The organism is Saccharopolyspora sp. NPDC002578, assembly GCF_053592695.1.
Genome location: NZ_JBSFWJ010000001.1, coordinates 259334 through 276326 on the forward strand (window position 1 = coordinate 259334; position 16993 = coordinate 276326).

14 protein-coding genes are annotated in these 16993 nt (G+C 73.7%); 7 read left to right on the plus strand and 7 right to left on the minus strand.

From position 1 onward, the window contains the following. Positions 1-49: 49 nt before the first annotated feature. The 7 genes from ACWD38_RS01200 to ACWD38_RS01230 all read right to left on the minus strand — a co-directional run bounded on the left by ACWD38_RS01200 (position 50) and on the right by ACWD38_RS01230 (position 7165). Complete coding sequence (locus ACWD38_RS01200) at positions 50-640, minus strand: methyltransferase domain-containing protein (protein WP_184479353.1); 591 nt, start codon at positions 638-640, stop codon at positions 50-52. Positions 641-670: 30 nt separating this feature from the next. Next, entirely contained in the window at positions 671-1651 is a 981-nt protein-coding gene (locus tag ACWD38_RS01205) for a VWA domain-containing protein (RefSeq protein WP_221316470.1), read from the minus strand. Between the two features lie 2 nt (positions 1652-1653). Next, positions 1654-2607: a DUF58 domain-containing protein gene (locus ACWD38_RS01210; RefSeq protein ID WP_450123063.1), complete on the minus strand. Its 954-nt coding sequence runs from the start codon at positions 2605-2607 to the stop codon at positions 1654-1656. Between the two features lie 51 nt (positions 2608-2658). Continuing rightward, positions 2659-3750: an AAA family ATPase gene (locus ACWD38_RS01215; protein WP_184479355.1), complete on the minus strand. Its 1092-nt coding sequence runs from the start codon at positions 3748-3750 to the stop codon at positions 2659-2661. Positions 3751-4122: 372 nt separating this feature from the next. Beyond that, positions 4123-4671 carry a molybdenum cofactor guanylyltransferase gene (mobA, locus tag ACWD38_RS01220; RefSeq protein ID WP_450123095.1) on the minus strand — a complete coding sequence of 183 codons (549 nt, stop codon included), beginning with the start codon at positions 4669-4671 and terminating at the stop codon, positions 4123-4125. A gap of 121 nt (positions 4672-4792) precedes the next feature. Further along, a complete protein-coding gene (locus tag ACWD38_RS01225; protein WP_343071397.1) occupies positions 4793-6100 on the minus strand; it encodes an NlpC/P60 family protein in 1308 nt (435 codons plus the stop codon). A 234-nt stretch (positions 6101-6334) separates the two neighbouring features. Continuing rightward, positions 6335-7165, minus strand: coding sequence for an SIR2 family NAD-dependent protein deacylase (locus ACWD38_RS01230; protein WP_450123064.1), 831 nt, complete (start codon positions 7163-7165; stop codon positions 6335-6337). Between the two features lie 154 nt (positions 7166-7319). Between ACWD38_RS01230 and ACWD38_RS01235 the strand changes: the two genes are divergently transcribed. The 7 genes from ACWD38_RS01235 to ACWD38_RS01265 are packed head-to-tail and all read left to right on the plus strand — an operon-like array spanning position 7320 to position 16954. Further along, positions 7320-8723, plus strand: a complete 1404-nt coding sequence (locus tag ACWD38_RS01235; RefSeq protein WP_184479357.1) for an MFS transporter — start codon at positions 7320-7322, stop codon at positions 8721-8723. Then, positions 8716-10845, plus strand: a complete 2130-nt coding sequence (locus ACWD38_RS01240; RefSeq protein ID WP_450123065.1) for a molybdopterin oxidoreductase family protein — start codon at positions 8716-8718, stop codon at positions 10843-10845. Before ACWD38_RS01235 ends, ACWD38_RS01240 begins: the two co-directional genes overlap by 8 nt. Further along, entirely contained in the window at positions 10842-12254 is a 1413-nt protein-coding gene (locus ACWD38_RS01245; RefSeq protein ID WP_450123066.1) for an FAD-dependent oxidoreductase, read from the plus strand. Before ACWD38_RS01240 ends, ACWD38_RS01245 begins: the two co-directional genes overlap by 4 nt. After that, complete coding sequence (gene nirB / locus ACWD38_RS01250; protein ID WP_450123067.1) at positions 12251-14776, plus strand: nitrite reductase large subunit NirB; 2526 nt, start codon at positions 12251-12253, stop codon at positions 14774-14776. Before ACWD38_RS01245 ends, nirB begins: the two co-directional genes overlap by 4 nt. Then, entirely contained in the window at positions 14773-15099 is a 327-nt protein-coding gene (nirD, locus tag ACWD38_RS01255; protein WP_450123068.1) for a nitrite reductase small subunit NirD, read from the plus strand. Before nirB ends, nirD begins: the two co-directional genes overlap by 4 nt. After that, positions 15096-16235 (plus strand): uroporphyrinogen-III synthase, encoded by a 1140-nt coding sequence (locus ACWD38_RS01260; protein WP_184479362.1) that lies wholly within the window; start codon positions 15096-15098, stop codon positions 16233-16235. The genes nirD and ACWD38_RS01260 overlap by 4 nt, the downstream gene beginning before the upstream one ends. Beyond that, positions 16232-16954, plus strand: coding sequence for a sirohydrochlorin chelatase (locus tag ACWD38_RS01265; protein ID WP_450123069.1), 723 nt, complete (start codon positions 16232-16234; stop codon positions 16952-16954). Before ACWD38_RS01260 ends, ACWD38_RS01265 begins: the two co-directional genes overlap by 4 nt. The last annotated feature ends 39 nt before the right edge of the window (positions 16955-16993 follow it).

The window sequence follows — 16993 nt, forward strand, 5'->3', positions numbered from 1 at the left end:
CGACATCGTCGAGAACGATCAACGACGGCACCGGATCGGCCCAACGCGATCAGCGCGGCCGACGCGCCAAGTACACCAGCGCGGGCGGCAGGTTCCGCCACACCGTGCGGCTGAGCACCGTCTCCTCGAACACCGCCCGCAGATCCGCGTGCTGACGCCGAGCCGGCGCCGCCCACCGCGTCCACGTGTACGCGAACTGCGTGAACGCGCCCTGCTCCGTCAGCGAATCCGCGATCAACCGGATCAGCGGCACCCCGTCCTGCGGCGCGTGCGCCGCCCACGGCAACCCGCTGACCACCACATCGGCCCGCACACCCCGCTCCGCCAGCAACCGCGGCAACGCGCGGGCGTCCGCGCACACCGTCTCCACCTCGGGGTACCGCGCGCTCAGCGACTCCGCCCACCGCTGGTTGAGCTCCACCGCCAGATGCCTGCCGCGGCCACCGAGCCGCCGCTGGATCGCCTCGGTGAACGCCCCCGTACCGGGACCGAGCTCCACCACCACCGGATCACCCGTCGCCGGGATCGGCGCGACCATGTCCCGCGCCAGGTACCGCGAACTCGGGCCCACCGCGGCCGTCGTCGTCGGCGACTTCACGAACTCGCGGAGGAACTCCACCGCGCCTGCCGCACTGCTCACGTCCGACTCCCGTGCTCTGCGGGGACTTGCTCAGGGCAGACGTCGCCCCAGCAGCAACGAGAGCACCGCGGCGACGATCGCGGCGAGCGTACCCAGCACCAACCACGGCCTGCTGGCGTCTGTGTGCTTGATCTCGTAGCCGATCTGCTCGCCCAGCGTGTCGTAGACCCGGCGCAGCTGCTCCGCGCTCGCCGCCTTGTGGAACTCACCGCCGGAGAGCCCCGCGATCTCCTCCATCGCCTCGTCGTCGACCTCCACCGGCTGCGACTGGCCCTCGATGTCGATCGTGCCGTAGTCGGTGCCGAACGAGATCGTCGTGATCGGGATCCCGGCCTTCTTCGCCTCGCCCGCCTTCGTATAAGCACCGCGCGGCGCGTTGAGATCACGCGGGATCGTCTGCCCGCCGTCGGCCATCAGCACGATCCGCGCGGGCGGCGCGCCACCGGGACCGCCGACCATCTTGCCGAACGAGTCGATCGCCGACATCGAGGCGTTGATGCCGTCCCCGGTCGCGGTCGCCTCCGACAGCGACAGGTTGTCGATGGCCTGCTTCACCCCGGCGCGGTCGGTCGTCGGCATCACCATCACCGTCGCCGTGCCCGCGAACGACACCAACCCCAGGTTGATGCCGGGAGTCAACTTGTCGGCGAACTCCTTCGCCGCGACCTTCGCCGCCTCCAGGCGACTGGGCTCGACGTCCTTGGCCATCATCGACAACGACACGTCCACCGTGAGCATCACCGTGGCCCGGTTGCGCGGAATCCGCTGCTCCGCCGTCGGACCGGACAACGCCACCGTCAGCAGGATCATCGCGACCGCCAGCAACGCGGCGGGCACGTGCTTCGGCCAGCCCTGGCGCTTCGGCGCCACCCGATCCAGCACCGCGAGGTTGCTGAACCGCAACGTCTCCTTGCGCGCCCGCTTCTGCGCCCACACGTAGCCGGCGACCAGCGCCGCGACCACCAGCAGCAGCAAGAACCACCACGGCGTGGTGAAACCCGACAAACTCAACATCACGCCGTTCCCCCGGACCATCCCCGTTTGCGGGCCACCACGAACCGCACCACGTCGGCGATCCAGTCCGAATCCGTTCGCAGCACCAAGTGCGCGCACCCGGCGCGCCGCAGCGCCGCCGAGACCTCCTCGCGGTGCGCGGCAGCCGCCGCCGCGAACTCCTTGCGCAGCACCGGTGTCGTGCGCACTTCCCGTTGTTCACCCGTCTCCGGATCGGAGAGCACCACCGTGCCCACGTCCGGCAACTCCAGATCCCGCGGATCCAGCACCTCGACCGCCAGCAGCGAATGCCGGGCGCCGAGACCGCGCAGCGCGCGCTGCCAATCCAAGTCGCCGAGGAAGTCGGAGATCACCACCGCCAGGCCCCGCCGACGCGGCGGCCTGCGCAACGACTCCAGCAAGCCCGGCAGATCACCCCGGGTGCCCTCCGCGGCCCGCGGGACCTCCGCGACCTTGCGCAGCAACGCGCGCGAATGCCCGAGGCCGCCCCGCGCGGGCAACCGCACCGGGCCCGTGCCGTTGTCCACGACGGCCCCGATCCGATTGCCACCACCGCTGGTCAAGTGCGTCACCGCCGCCAGCGCGGCCACCGCCAGCTCCCGCTTGTCGCAGGCCGCGGAACCGAAGTCCAGGCTGGGCGAGAGGTCGAGCGCCACCCACGTCTCCAGCTCCCGGTCCGCCACCGTCTGGCGGATGTGCGGCTCCGACATGCGCGCGGTCACCGCCCAGTCCATCCGCCGCACGTCATCGCCGGGCTGGTAGACCCGCGCCTCCCCCGGCTCGGTGCCGGGACCGGGCACCAGGCCCAGGTGGTTGCCCTGCAGCAGCCCGTCGAGCCTGCCGCGCACCGTCAGCTCCAAGGAGCGCAGTGCGGCCTGCAGCCGCGGCCCCTCCAGCTCCGGCGGGGCCCAGGACGGGCGGTCCGCGCCGTCGTGGCCGGAACTCTCCGACACGGCTGATCGCTCCTCGTGGGTCGGGTCGGGCATCATCGCCGCGCGCACTGATCAGTACTGCTGCGCCGGGCCGACCGGAGCCTGCCCGTACCCGCCGGGCTGCGCCTGCGGCTGGGCCGCCTGCGGACGCGCCGAGACCTGCGGCAGCGGCACCGTCTGCAGCACCCGGTTGACGATGTGGTCCACCGGGATGCCGTCGGCGAGCGCGTCGTAGGACAGCACCAGGCGGTGGCGCAGCACGTCCGGCACCACGTCCACGACGTCCTGCGGCAGCACGTAGTCCCGGCCGCGCACCAGCGCGAGCGCCCGCGAGGCCGCCACGACTCCCAGGCTCGCCCGCGGCGAAGCGCCGTAGGACACCCAGCCCGCGATGTCGGACAGCCCGTGGTCGTTCGGCGTCCGCGTGGCCAGCACCAGCCGCACCACGTAGTCCACGAGCGCGTGGTGCACGAACACCTGCGAGGCGACCCCCTGCAGCCGGGTCAGCTCGTCCGCGTTGAGCACCGGCGTCGGCTCCGGACTGGCCACGCCCATCCGGTAGACGATCTCCCGCTCCTCCTCAGCCGAGGGGTACTCGACCTGGAGCTTGAACAGGAAGCGGTCCCGCTGCGCTTCCGGCAGCGGGTACACGCCTTCGTTCTCGATGGGGTTCTGGGTGGCCAGCACCAGGAACGGGTTCGGCATCGGGAAGCTCTCGCCGCCGATGGAGACGTGGCGCTCGGCCATGACCTCCAGCAGCGCCGACTGCACCTTCGCGGGCGCGCGGTTGATCTCGTCGGCGAGCACGAAGTTCGCCAGCACCGGACCGAGCTCCACGTCGAAGCGCTCGCTGCCCTGCCGGTAGATGCGGGTGCCGAGGATGTCGGCGGGCACCAGGTCGGGGGTGAACTGCAACCGGGAGAACGAGCCGCCGACGACCTTCGCGAAGGTCTCCACCGCGAGCGTCTTGGCCACGCCGGGGACGCCTTCGAGCAGCACGTGGCCCTTCGCCAGCAGGCCGACCAGGACTCGTTCGACGAGCCGGTCCTGCCCGACGATGACCCGCTTGACCTCGAACACGGTGCGTTCGAGCAACTGCGCGTCCCGAGCCGGTGTGCTCACCTGCTCCGCGGGCGTCGCCCCGCCCTCGCCGGCCTCGGTCACTTCGGCACCTCTCGTTCGGCTTCCCTGGTCGCGTCGACGTCCGTCGCGCGCCGCCCCGCGTGTTCGATCACGCGCCGGTCCCCGCCTCAGCCGGACCCCGGCCGACGTGGGCACTCGCGCGTCGAGCGCGGTCCGCAGGCGATCTTGGCACGGCTGCGCCTCGGCTGCGCGAGGGGGCACCCGGCCAGGTTCGAAGTCAACCGCACCGGCGGTATGACCCTTGTGAAGCACTCCTGGTGTCGAAGCGGGTTTTGGGGACGCCTACTCGCGCGGACCCGACCCCGGGAGGGTTAATTTCAGTCGACACTGAAGTTTTCAAGCGTACGAACCGATGAGGGCGCGCGGCTTCCTCCGGTGATCGAAATCGGGGTTTCAGTTCAGGCGGTGCAGGTCCTGCGGGGTGTCGACGTCGGCGGCCTCCGCCCCCACCGCGGGGATCCGCACCGGCGCCAGCGACTCGAACAGCGCGCGCACCGGCCGATCCCGCACGTCGGCGGGCATCGCCGCGCGCAGCGCCTGCACCCGCCAGACGCCGAGCAGCCACTGCGGCATCCCGTCCTGGTCGACCAGCACCGCACCGGCCCCCTCGACCGCGGCGCGCAACCGCGCGACGGTCTCCGGGACGAGCCCGGGATGGTCGGCCGCGAGCACCGCCACCGAGCCGTGGTCGAACGGAACCTCCCCCAGCCCCGCGCGCAGCCCGGCGAGCGGACCGGAACCGGGCGGATCCTCCCGCGCCCACCGGACCGGGACCGACACCGCGCGCTCCGGGCCCACGACGACGAGGGGGTCGGCGCCGCGCACCGCGGCGAGCGTGTGGTCCAGCAACGTGCGGCCGCCGGTGGACAGCGCGAGCTTGTCCACTCCCCCGAGCCGCCGCGCACGGCCGCCCGCCAGCACCACCGCGGCGAAGTCCTCCATCACCCGCCGATGCCTACCGCATCTCCGGCGAGCCGGTGCCAGCGGCCCGCCCCGCCGAACGAACGACGGCCGTGCCGGGTGGACGAACCACCGGCACGGCCGCCTTCCGCGCGAACCCCGCTCAGAGCACCCGGACCGCGTAGGGCGCGATGCCCGAGTAGCGGACGGGAGCCACCCGCACCTGCGAACCCGAGTACGGCGCCTCCACCATCTGCCCGCCCCCCAGGTAGAGGGCCACGTGGTGCACGCGCCCGCCCGAGCGCCAGAAGAGCATGTCGCCGCGCTGCATGGACGACAGCGGGACCTGCGTGCCCGATTGGTACTGGTAGCCGCTGTAGTGGTCGAGCTCCACACCCGCCGCGGCGAACGCGTAGATCATGAGGCCCGAGCAGTCGAAGCCGATCTTGCGGTAGTCGCCGTGGGAGTCGGCCACTCCCCCGTCGCGGATGCCGCGCGTCGGGCCGTCGGCGTCGCCGCCGCCCCAGGCATAGGGCATGCCCAGCTGGGACAGCGCCCGCTGGATCACGGCCTCGGTAGATCCCGTGACCGGGCCGGGGTCGTCGTCCGGCACCACGCTGCCCTGGCCGACCGATTCCGAGGCGGCCGCCTGGTCCTGCGCGGCTTGCGCGGCCTGGCTGGCTTCGAGCCACTCCTCGTACCGGTCGCGCTGGGACTCCAGGCCCTGCACGGCGGCGCGCGCGTCGCTGAGCTCGGCCTGCACCCCGTCCCGCTCGGCCTCGATGCCCGCGGCCCGACCGGCCTGCGCGGCCCTCGCGGCGACCGCGGCGTTCTCGGCGGCTTCGGCGCGCTCCTGGGCCGCTGCCGCCGCGGCGCGCGACTCCGCGGCGTCGCGCAACGCCTTGCGGGCCAGCGAGTCCTTGTTGACCCGGTCGATGTGCGCGCGTTCCAGGTCGTCGAGCACGTCGAGCTGGCTGCGCCCGACCGTGTCGAGCAGTTCGGCGCGGTCGAGCAGGTCGTCCGGGCCGCTCGCTCCGACGTAGGCGGTGAGCGAACCGAGCTTGCTGCCCTGGCGGTAGCTGCCCGCGGCGAACTCGTCGAGCCGGGCGCGCTGGCGCTCGACCTCGTTCGCGGCGGCCCCCGCTTGGCCGTTCGCCCCGGCGGCGAGCTGCTCGGCCCGGGAGCGGGCACGTTCGGCGCGGGCGAGATCGACGCGCGCCTTGTTGGCGTCCTCCATGGCGAGTTCCACCTGCGCGCCCAGCTCGGTGAGCCGGGTCTCGGACTCGGCCAGGCGCTGGGTCAGCTCTCCGACGCGGTCCGCCCGGTCGCCGACCCGGTCGCGCTGTGTTTGGATCTCGCCGTCGCCAGGTCGCGCCGGCGGTTCCGGCGCGCTGCCGGCGGCCACCGGGAGCGCGAGGGCGATCGCGGAGGCGAGCACCAGGCCGCCGGTGAGTCGTCGAGGTCGCCGCACGACCGCCACCTCCAGCCACCGAACTAGGCCGTTCGGCCTTGCAGGTATTGCGCCATTCAGCGCATAGGACGGGCACAACTGTGCACCCGCGCCACACGGCTCGCAATTCGTCGCACGAACCACACGCGTCACAGATCGTGCATCGCGACAGGAAACGGCTATTCCGGGCACGCTGGATCGATCAACCCGATGATCGGCCGGACCGCGGGTCGACGTGGTGGGTGTGCGGGAGGCTCAGCTCCAGGTGCTCGGGTCACCCCAGGTGCGCAGGGGTTCCGCGGAATCCGACACGGGGACCGCGGCGAGTTCCGGCAGGATCTCCACCAGGGGATCGCGCAGCACCGCGGCGGCGAGCTCGTCGTACGGAGTGGGTTCGGCGTTGCAGATGACCAGCCGCGCTCCCGCGCGCACCGCGAGCTCCGCCAGGCCCGCCGCGGGATGCACCGTCAGCGAGGTCCCGGCGGCCAGGAACAGGTCGCAGTCCAGCGCGGCCCGCTGCGACGCGCGGATCACGCCGGGGTCGAGGGACTGGCCGAACGAGACGGTGCTGGACTTGAGGATGCCGCCGCAGGACCGGCACGGCGGATCGTCCTCGCCGTCGGCGACGCGGGCCAGCGCCGCCCGCATCGAACCGGTGGCGCCGCAGTCCAGGCAGACCACGCCGAACACCGATCCGTGCAGTTCCAGCACCAGGCCGGCGCCGACCCCGCCGCGCTGGTGCAGCCCGTCGATGTTCTGCGTCAGCAACGAGGTCAACCTGCCCTGCTCGGCGAGGTCGGCGAACGCGCGGTGCGCCGCGTTCGGCTCCGCCGCCCAGGCCGGGTGCTCCGCGCGGGCCTGCCACGCCAGCCTGCGCACCTCCGGGTCGGCGACGTAGGAGTCGATGTCGCTGAGCCGCTGCGCCCGCGGATCGCGCGTCCACACGCCGTCCGGGCCGCGGAAGTCCGGGATGCCGGAGGCGGTCGAGACCCCGGCCCCGGTCAGCGCCGTGATCCGCCGGGCGGTGGCGAACAACTCGCGGGCGTGGGCGTGCGCGGAGGCGGGATCACTACCGGGTGCTGTCACCCCACCACGGTGCCACGTGGCCCAGATCACCGGGAATCCGGGCGTCGCCGCAGCTCACAAGGGCGGCGACGGCTCGTGTGAAGGCACCTTTGCACGGCGGTAACGCGCACGGACGAGCGGTGAAACACCCGGCTCCTAGCTTCGGCCCAGCACGATGAGAGGAGCCGAGGTGACCGCCACCCCGCACACCAGACCAGGCCGCTGGATCGACGGCTGGAACCCGGAAGACGAGGGCTTCTGGGAACGCACCGGCGAACGCGTCGCACGCCGCAACCTGTGGCTGTCGATCCTGTCCGAGCACATCGGGTTCTCGGTGTGGAGCATCTGGTCGGTCATGGTGCTGTTCATGTCGCCGGCCATCGGCCTGGACTTCGACGCGGCCGACAAGTTCCTGCTCACCACCGTCCCGACGCTGGTCGGGGCGCTGCTGCGACTGCCCTACAGCTACGCGGTGACCCGGTTCGGCGGCCGGAACTGGACGATCTTCTCGACGTCGGTACTGCTGATCCCGACCGGGCTGACCTGCTACTTCATCCAGCAGCCGGGCACTCCGCTGGGCGTGTTCCTGGTGCTGGGCGCGTTGACCGGGCTGGGCGGCGGCAACTTCGCCTCCTCGATGACCAACATCACGAGCTTCTTCCCGCAGCGCAGGCAGGGCTGGGCGCTGGGGCTCAACGCGGGCGGCGGCAACATCGGTGTCGCGGTCGTGCAGGTCGTCGGATTGCTGGTGATCGCCACGGTCGGCGGGACCCAACCCGCCCTGGTCGCCGGGGCGTACCTGCCGCTGATCGTGGTGGCGACGCTGCTGGCGGCACTGCGGATGGACAACATCGACGCCGTGGTCACCGCTCCCGGCGCGCAGCTGGAAGTGGCGCGCAGCAGGCACGCGTGGTGGATCTCGCTGCTCTACATCGGCACGTTCGGTTCGTTCATCGGCTACGGGTTCGCGTTCGGGCTGGTGCTGCAGCACGAGTTCGACTTCACCCCGCTGCAGGCGGCGAGCTGCACGTTCATCGGGCCGCTGCTGGGGTCGCTGGCCCGCCCGATCGGCGGCCGGATGGCGGACCGCTGGGGCGGTGCGCGGGTGACGTTCTGGAACTTCCTCGGCATGGCCGCGGGCACGGGGCTGCTGCTGGCGGCTTCGGCGATGAACTCGTTCCCGCTGTACCTGGCGGCGTTCATCGCCCTGTTCGTGCTGACCGGCGTCGGCAACGGCTCGGTGTACAAGATGATCCCGGCGATCTTCGCGAAGCAGGCGGAGCGCGAGATCACCAGTGGGCGGGACGCGGTGAGCGCGTTCGCGCAGGCCCGCAGGCTCTCCGGGGCGCTGATGGGCGTGGCCGGGGCGATCGGCGCGCTGGGCGGGGTGTTCATCAACCTCGCGTTCCGGGCATCGTTCGGCGGCGCGGCCGCCAGCGGTGACGCGGCGCTGGCGACGTTCCTCGCCTGCTACCTGGTGTGCGTGGTCGTGACCTGGGCGGTGTACCTGCGCCGGGAGCCCGCGGAGCCCGTCGCCGCGCCGCGGCCCGCGGTGGCGGAAGGGGTGCCCGGTGCCTGAGCCGCGCACCGTCGCCACCCACTGCCCCTACTGCGCGCTGCAGTGCGGCACCCGGCTGACCAGGGAACGCGCGGGCGTGGTGGTGGCGCCGACGGACTTCCCGGTGAACCGGGGCGGGCTGTGCCAGAAGGGCTGGACGGCGCCATCGGTCCTGGACACCCCCGACCGGCTGCTGACTCCGCTGGTGCGCCGCGACGGGGAGCTGGTGGCCGTGGACTGGGACACCGCGCTGCGCACCGTCGCCGACGGGGTCCGCCGCATCCAGGACCGGCACGGCCCGGACGCGGTGGGCGTGTTCGGCGGCGGTGGCCTGACCAACGAGAAGGCCTACCTGCTGGGCAAGTTCGCGCGGGTCGCGCTCGGCACGAGCCAGATCGACTACAACGGCCGATTCTGCATGTCCTCGGCCGCGGCGGCCGCGACCGCGGCCTTCGGGCTGGATCGGGGCCTGCCGTTCCCGGTGACCGACCTCGGCACGGCCGACGTGGTGCTGCTGGCGGGCGCGAACGTGGCGGAGACGATGCCGCCGCTGATGCAGCACCTCGCCCGGCCGGACCTGATCGTGATCGATCCTCGGCGCAGCGCCACCGCCGAGCGCGCGGCGCTGCACCTGCAACCGGCGCCGGGCACGGACCTGGCGCTGGTGCTGGGCCTGCTGCACATCGCGGTGGTCGACGGGTGGGCCGACACCGATTACCTCCGGGACCGCACCGCCGGGTTCGACGCGGCCTGGCAGCGGGCGATGAGCTGGTGGCCGGAGCGGGTGGAGCGGATCACCGGTGTGCCCGCGGGGTCGCAGCGGGCGGCGGTGCGGATGCTCGCGCGGGCCGAGCGGGCGTACGTGCTCACGGGACGCGGCGCCGAGCAGCACTCGACGGGCGTGGACACGGTCGCGGGGTTCATCAACCTCGCGCTGGCGCTGGGACTGCCCGGTCGCGACGGCGGCGGCTACGGCTGCCTGACCGGTCAGGGCAACGGCCAGGGCGGTCGCGAGCACGGGCAGAAGGCCGATCAGCTGCCGGGCTACCGGTCCATCACCGACGACGCGGCGCGGGAGCACGTCGCGCAGGTGTGGGGCGTCGCGCCGGAGAGCCTGCCCGGTCCGGGTCGCAGCGCCTACGAACTGCTGGACGCGCTGGGCACCCCCGGCGGTCCGCGCGGGCTGCTGGTGTTCGGTTCGAACCCGGTGGTCTCGGCTCCGCACGCCGGGCACGTCGGCGAGCGGCTGGCCGCGCTGGACCTGCTGGTGGTGGCGGACTTCGTGCCCTCGGAGACCGCGCGGGCGGCGGACGTGGTGCTGCCGGTGACGCAGTGGGCCGAGGAGGACGGCACCATGACCAACCTCGAAGGGCGCGTGCTGCGCCGCCGCCGGTTGCGCATTCCGCCCGGACACGCGCGCAGCGACCTGGAGGTGCTGCACGGCTTGGCGCGGCGCCTCGGCGAACCCGGTCACCGCTACCCCACCTCACCCCGCGAGGTCTTCGAGGAGTTGCGGCGCGCTTCGGCGGGCGGCAAAGCCGACTACTCGGGCATCGGCTACGACCGCCTCGACGCCGGGGAGGCGCTGCACTGGCCGTGCCCCGCCGTGGACGGCGACGACCACCCGGGCACGCCGCGGCTGTTCCTGGACGGTTTCGCCCACCCCGACGGCCGCGCCCGGTTCGCGGCGGTCGAGCACCGCCAACCGGCCGAGTCGGTGAGCGCGGAGTTCCCGCTGCACGCCACGACCGGCCGGGTGCTGGCCCACTACCAGTCGGGCGCGCAGACCCGCCGGGTGCGCGAACTGGCCGAGGCCGAACCCGAGGCGTTCGTCGAGGTGCACCCGGACACCGCGCACCGCGCGGGTCTCACCGACGGTGCACCGGCCCTGGTGAGCTCGGCGCGCGGCGGCACCGTGGCGCGGGTGCGGCTGGTGCCGTCGATGCGCACCGACACCGTGTTCCTGCCGTTCCACTTCCCCGGCGACGGCAGCGCGAACCTGATCACCAGCCCGGCCCTCGATCCGCGCAGCCGGATGCCGGAGTTCAAGGTGGCCGCCGCTCGCATCGAGCCGCTCCCGGCGGACCCCGCGGGTCTCGTCGCGGGCGGCGTCGCGGGCGGCGTCGCGGAGGTGTCCGCATGAGCCACGTGCTGATCATCGGCAACGGACCGGCGGCGCACCGGCTCGTGGAACGGCTCCGGGTGCACGGCCACGATGGGCCGATCACCGTGCTGGGCGGCGAGGACCGCCCCGCCTACAACCGGGTGCTGCTGGCCTCGGTGCTCGACGGCACGCTGTCCGCGGCGGCCGTGACGCTGCCCGAGTCGCGGGCCGAAGTCCGGCTGGGCGTCACGGCCACGGCCGTCGACCGCGCCCGGCGGCTGGTGCGCACCGACGGCGGTGTGGTGCACCGCTACGACGAGCTCGTGCTCGCCACCGGCGCGCGGGCCACCGCGCCCGGCGTTCCCGGCGTGCTCGACGCCGACGGCGCGCTGTCCCCGGGGGTCACGCCGCTGCGCACGCTCGACGACTGCGCCCGCATCCCGGACGGCGCGCGGGACGCGGTGGTGCTCGGGGGCGGGGTGCTCGGCGTGGAGTCGGCGCGCGCGCTGCACACCCGCGGCCTGGACGTGGCGCTCGTGCATCCGCAGGCGCACCCGATGGACCGGCAGCTCGACGCCGCCGGCGGCGCGCTGCTGGGCGAGCACCTGCGCGGCGCGGGGCTGCGCACCAGGTTCGGGCGGCGCGCCGCGCGGTACCGGCCGGGCAAGCTCGTCCTCGACGACGGGGAGGCGCTCGCCGCGGACGTGCTCGTGCTGTGCACCGGCGTGACCCCGGAGGCGGGGCTCGCAGCCGACGCGGGACTCGCGGTCGGGCGGGGCGTCCTCGTCGACGACCACCTCACCACCTCCGACCCGCACGTCCACGCGATCGGCGATTGCGCCGAGCACGACGGGCGGGTTCCGGGGCTGATCGCTCCCGCGTGGGAGCAGGCGGAGGTGCTGGCCCGGCGGCTCACCGGCGGCACCGCGCACTACCGGGGCGTCGGCACGGTCACCCGGCTCAAGGCGCGCGGCATCGAGCTGTCCGCGATGGGATCGGCTGCCTTGCTCGACGGCGCCGAACCCGGCGTGGAGCTGGTGGTGGTGTCGGACCCGGCGCGCGGGCGGTACGCGAAGCTCGCGGTCCGCGACGAGCGGGTCGGCGGTGCCGTGCTGATCGGCTTTCCGCAGGCCACCGCGACCATCGCCCAGCTGCACGATCGGAACCTGCCGCTGCCCGCGGACCGGCTCGGGCTGCTGCTCGGGCACTCCCCCGCAGCCGCCGCACCCGCGGACCTGCCGGACGACGCCGTCGTCTGCCGCTGCAACAACGTCACCAAGAAGTCCCTGGTGCGCGCCTGGCACCGCGGTGCCCGCGACCTCGGCGGGCTGGCGCGGGCGACCCGCGCCACCACCGGCTGCGGCGGCTGCGCCGACGAGGTGCGCGGCCTGTGCGGCGCGTTGACCACCGGGGACGGCACTGACACCGAACAGGAGGGCGCCGCATGACCCGCACCCTTGTGGTGATCGGCCACGGCATGGTCGGCCACCGCCTCGTCGAGCAGCTGCGCGCCCGCGACGACGCGGGCACCTGGCGGGTGGAGATCTTCGCCGAGGAGTCCCGCGCCGCCTACGACCGCGTCGCCTTGTCGTCCTACTTGGACGGCAAGAGCGCCGAGGACCTCGGGCTGGCGGGCTCGGATTTCCTGGCCGATCCGCTGGTGCGGCTGCGGCTGGGCTGCGGCGCCGCGCGCATCGACCGCGCCGCGCGGACCGTGCTCACCACCGACGGCACCGAGCTGGGTTACGACGCGCTGGTGCTGGCGACGGGCTCCCGGCCGTTCGTGCCGCCGGTGCCCGGTCACGACCTCGACGGCTGCCACGTCTACCGCACGCTCGACGACCTCGACGGCATCCGCGACGCGGCCGTCGACGGTGCCGCCGGCGTGGTGATCGGCGGCGGGCTGCTCGGGTTGGAGGCGGCGAACGCCTTGCGGCTGCTGGGAATGCGCCCGCACGTGGTGGAGATGGCGCCGCGGCTGATGCCGTTGCAGGTCGACGACGGCGGCGGTCAGGTGCTGGCCGGGCTGGTCGGTGATCTCGGGCTCGCGCTGCACTGCGAGACGGCTACGAACTCGATCATCGCCGGGCCGGACGGGCGGGTCGCCGGGGTGGAGCTCGGCGACGGCAGCACCGTCGAGGCGGAGCTGGTGGTGTTCTCCGCCGGGGTCCGTCCGCGCGACGAGCTCGCCGAACCGGCCGGGCTGGCACGCGCCGAGCGCGGTGGCGTGCTCGTCGACGACCGGTGCCGCACCTCCGACGAGCACATCTGGGCGGTCGGCGAGTGCGCCGCGGTCGACGGCCGCTGCTACGGGCTGGTCGCGCCCGGCTACGCGATGGCCGAGGTCGTGGTGCGGCAACTGCTGGACCTCGACGGTGCCGCCTTCCCGGAGCCCGACATGTCGACCAAGCTGAAGCTGCTCGGGGTCGACGTGGCCAGCTTCGGCGACGCGCACGGCACCGCCGACGGCGCGCTGGACGTCGTTCACGCCAACAACGCGGCGGGCACCTACGCGAAGCTGGTGCTCAGCGACGACGCGCGGGTGCTGCTCGGTGGCGTGCTCGTCGGCGACGCGAGCGCGTACGCGACGCTGCGACCGCTGGTCGGGCGGGAACTGCCCGCGCCGCCCGAGCGGCTGCTGCTGCCCGCCGGGGCCGGGCCGGACGCGGGCGCGCTGCCCGCCGACGCCGTCGTGTGCTCCTGCAACAACGTGTCCAAAGCGGACATCACCGGTGCGATCACCGGTGCCGCGCTGTCCGACGTGGCCGGGGTCAAGGCCTGCACCCGGGCCGGGACCAGCTGCGGGTCCTGCGTGCCGATGCTCAAGACGCTGCTCGGCGAGTGCGGCGTCGCCCCTTCCCGTGCGCTGTGCGAGCACTTCGAGCAGTCCCGGTCGGAGCTGTTCGAGATCATCCGGGTGACGGGGATCGGCACCTTCTCCGAGCTGATCGGGAAGCACGGGCGGGGACTGGGCTGCGACCTCTGCAAACCCGCCGTCGCCTCGATCCTCGCCAGCCTCGGGCGCGGCCACATCCTCGACGGGGAGCAGGCCGGGCTGCAGGACACCAACGACCGGTTCCTGGCCAACATGCAGCGCAACGGGACGTACTCGGTGGTGCCGCGAGTGCCGGGCGGGGAGATCACCCCGGACAAGCTCATCGTGCTCGGTGAGGTCGCCCGCGACTTCGAGCTCTACACGAAGATCACCGGCGGGCAGCGCATCGACCTGTTCGGCGCCCGCGTGGAGCAGCTGCCGCTGATCTGGCGGCGGCTGGTCGACGCCGGGTTCGAATCCGGGCACGCCTACGGCAAAGCGCTGCGCACCGTGAAGTCCTGCGTGGGCACCGACTGGTGCCGCTACGGCGTGCAGGACTCCGTGGCGATGGCCATCCGGCTCGAACTGCGCTACCGGGGCCTGCGGGCACCGCACAAGCTCAAGTCCGGAGTGTCGGGGTGCGCGCGGGAGTGCGCCGAGGCGCGTTCCAAGGACTTCGGCGTCATCGCCACCGACCGCGGCTGGAACCTCTACGTCGGCGGCAACGGTGGCTTCACCCCGCGCCACGCCGAGCTGCTCGCGGCCGACCTCGACGACGAGCAGCTCATCCGGCTCGTCGACCGGTTCCTGATGTTCTACGTGCGCACCGCCGACCGGTTGCAGCGCACCGCGGCGTGGATCGAATCCCTCGACGGCGGGCTGGAGCACGTGCGCGAAGTCGTCGTCGACGACTCCCTGGGCATCGCCGCCGAACTGGAGGCCGCGATGCGCGAGCACGTCGCCGGTTACGCCGACGAGTGGGCCGGTGTGCTGGCCGATCCGGTGAAGCTGTCCCGCTTCGTGTCCTTCGTCAACGCGCCCGACGCGCCCGATCCGACGATCAGCTTCGTCGCCGAACGGGGCCAGCCCCGGCCCGGCCCCGTCGTGCTGCCGATGCCGTCGATCCGGCCCGACTCCGAGGAGGTACTCGCATGACCACCTGGCACCCGATCTGCCCTTGGGAGGCGCTGGCACCCGCTTGCGGCGTGCCCGCGCTGCTGGCGGCCGAGCCCGTCGCGCTGTTCCGCACCCACGACGACGGGCTCTACGCCGTCGGCAACGTCGACCCGTTCTGCGGGGCGGGCGTGATGAGCCGCGGCATCGTCGGCGACCGCGCCGGGGAACCGACCGTGGCCTCGCCGATGCTCAAGCAGGTCTTCTCGCTGCGCACCGGCGAATGCCTGGACGACCCGTCCGCCCGGCTGCCGACGTTCCCGGTGCGGCGCCACGACGAGATGGTGGAGATCGCCGTTCCGTGACGACGCACCCGTCCCTTCCCGCGCGGGACGCCCCGCTGGCCGGATTCACCGTCGGCGTCACCGCCGCCCGCCGCGCCGACGAGCTGAGCTCGCTGCTGGAACGACGCGGCGCCCGGGTGCTGCGCGGTCCGGCGCTGCGCATCGTCGCGGTCGCCGACGACGCGCGGCTGCACGCCGCGACCGAGCAGTGCATCGCCGATCCGCCGTCGGTGGTGGTCGCGACCACCGGCATCGGCTTCCGGGGCTGGGTGGAGGCCGCCGACGGCTGGGGTCTCGGCGGGGCGCTGCTCCACGCGCTGAGCTCCGCCCGGCTGCTGGCGCGCGGTCCCAAAGCACGCGGCGCGGTGCGGGCGGCCGGGCTCGCCGACGCGTGGTCGCCGGACTCGGAGTCCTCCGCTGAACTGCTCGAACACTTGCTCACCGCGCCGCTGGAGGGAGTCCGGGTCGCGGTGCAGCTGCACGGGCAGCCGCTGCCGGACTTCGTGGCGGCGTTGCGCCGCGCGGGCGCGGAGGTCATCGAGATCCCGGTGTACCGGTGGGTTCCGCCCGCCGACGTCGGGCCGTTGGCGCACCTGGTCGACGCGGTGTGCGCCCACGAGATCGACGCCGTCACGTTCACCAGCGCCCCGGCCGCCGCCGGGCTGCTCGACCACGCCACCGAACGGGGCCGCCGCGACGACCTGATCGCCGCGCTGCGCGGCCCCGTGCTGTCGGCCTGCGTCGGGCCGGTGACCCGGGCACCGCTGGCCGAACTCGGGATACCTGCGGTGCTGCCGCAGCGGTTCCGGCTCGGCGCGCTGGTGCGGGCGCTGTGCGAGACGTTGCCCGCCCGCTACCCGGCGCTGCCCATCGCCGGGCGCACCCTGCAGCTGCGCGGGCACGCCGCCGCCGTGGACGGCGAGCTGCGACCGCTATCGCCGAACGCGAAATCCCTGCTGCGGCTGCTGCTGGCCCGGCCGGGCCGAGTCGTGCCCCGCGCGGCACTCGCCGATGCCCTCACCTGCGGGCGGGCGGTGGACGAGCACGCCGTGGAACAGGCCGTCGCCCGGCTGCGCTCCGCGCTCGGCGCACCCGAGCTGGTGCAGACGGTGATCAAGCGCGGCTACCGGCTGCCGCTGGAACCGGTGCCGGAATGACCGCGCCGCTGCTGCTGGTCGCGCACGGCACCCGCGATCCCGCGGGCCCGCGCGTGCTCGACCGGATCGCCGCCGCCGTCGCCGACCGGGCCGCCGTCGCGGTGCGCGTCGCCTACGTCGACGTCATCGGCCCCACCGTCGCCGACGCGCTGCGCGGGCTCGGCGGTCCGGTGGTCGCGGTGCCCGCTTTCCTGGCCGCCGGGTACCACGTGCGCACCGACCTGCCCGCGCAGCTCGCCGCCGCCGGGCGCACCGGCGACGTCACGACCACCGCGCCGATCGGTCCCGCGCCGGAACTCGCGGCGGCCATGCTGGACCGGCTCGCCGCGGCCGGGTGGCATCCGGGGACAGAGGTGGTGTTCGCGGCGGCCGGATCGTCGGATCCGCGCGCGCTGGCGGACGTGCGCGCCGCGGCCAGCCTGCTGGGGCGGCGGTGCGGGAGAGCGCTGCGGCCGAGCTACGTCAGCACCGCGACGCCGCTGACCGAACGGGTGTGCGCGGCCCCGCCGACGGCGGATCGGATCATCGCGCCGTACCTGCTGGCTCCGGGCCTGTTCCACCGGAAGCTGTCCGGGCTCCCCGTCGAGGCCGTCGCCGAACCGATCGGAGCGCACCCGCGGGTCGTCGACCTGGTCGTGCGCCGCTACCGCCAGGCCCTCGCGGACTCGTCCACCGCGTGGATTTCCGCTGCTGCGGCAAGGAAATCTCACTCCAGGTGAATGCCGATCAGCGGTCCTGACTCGTTCGTGGGTTCTTCG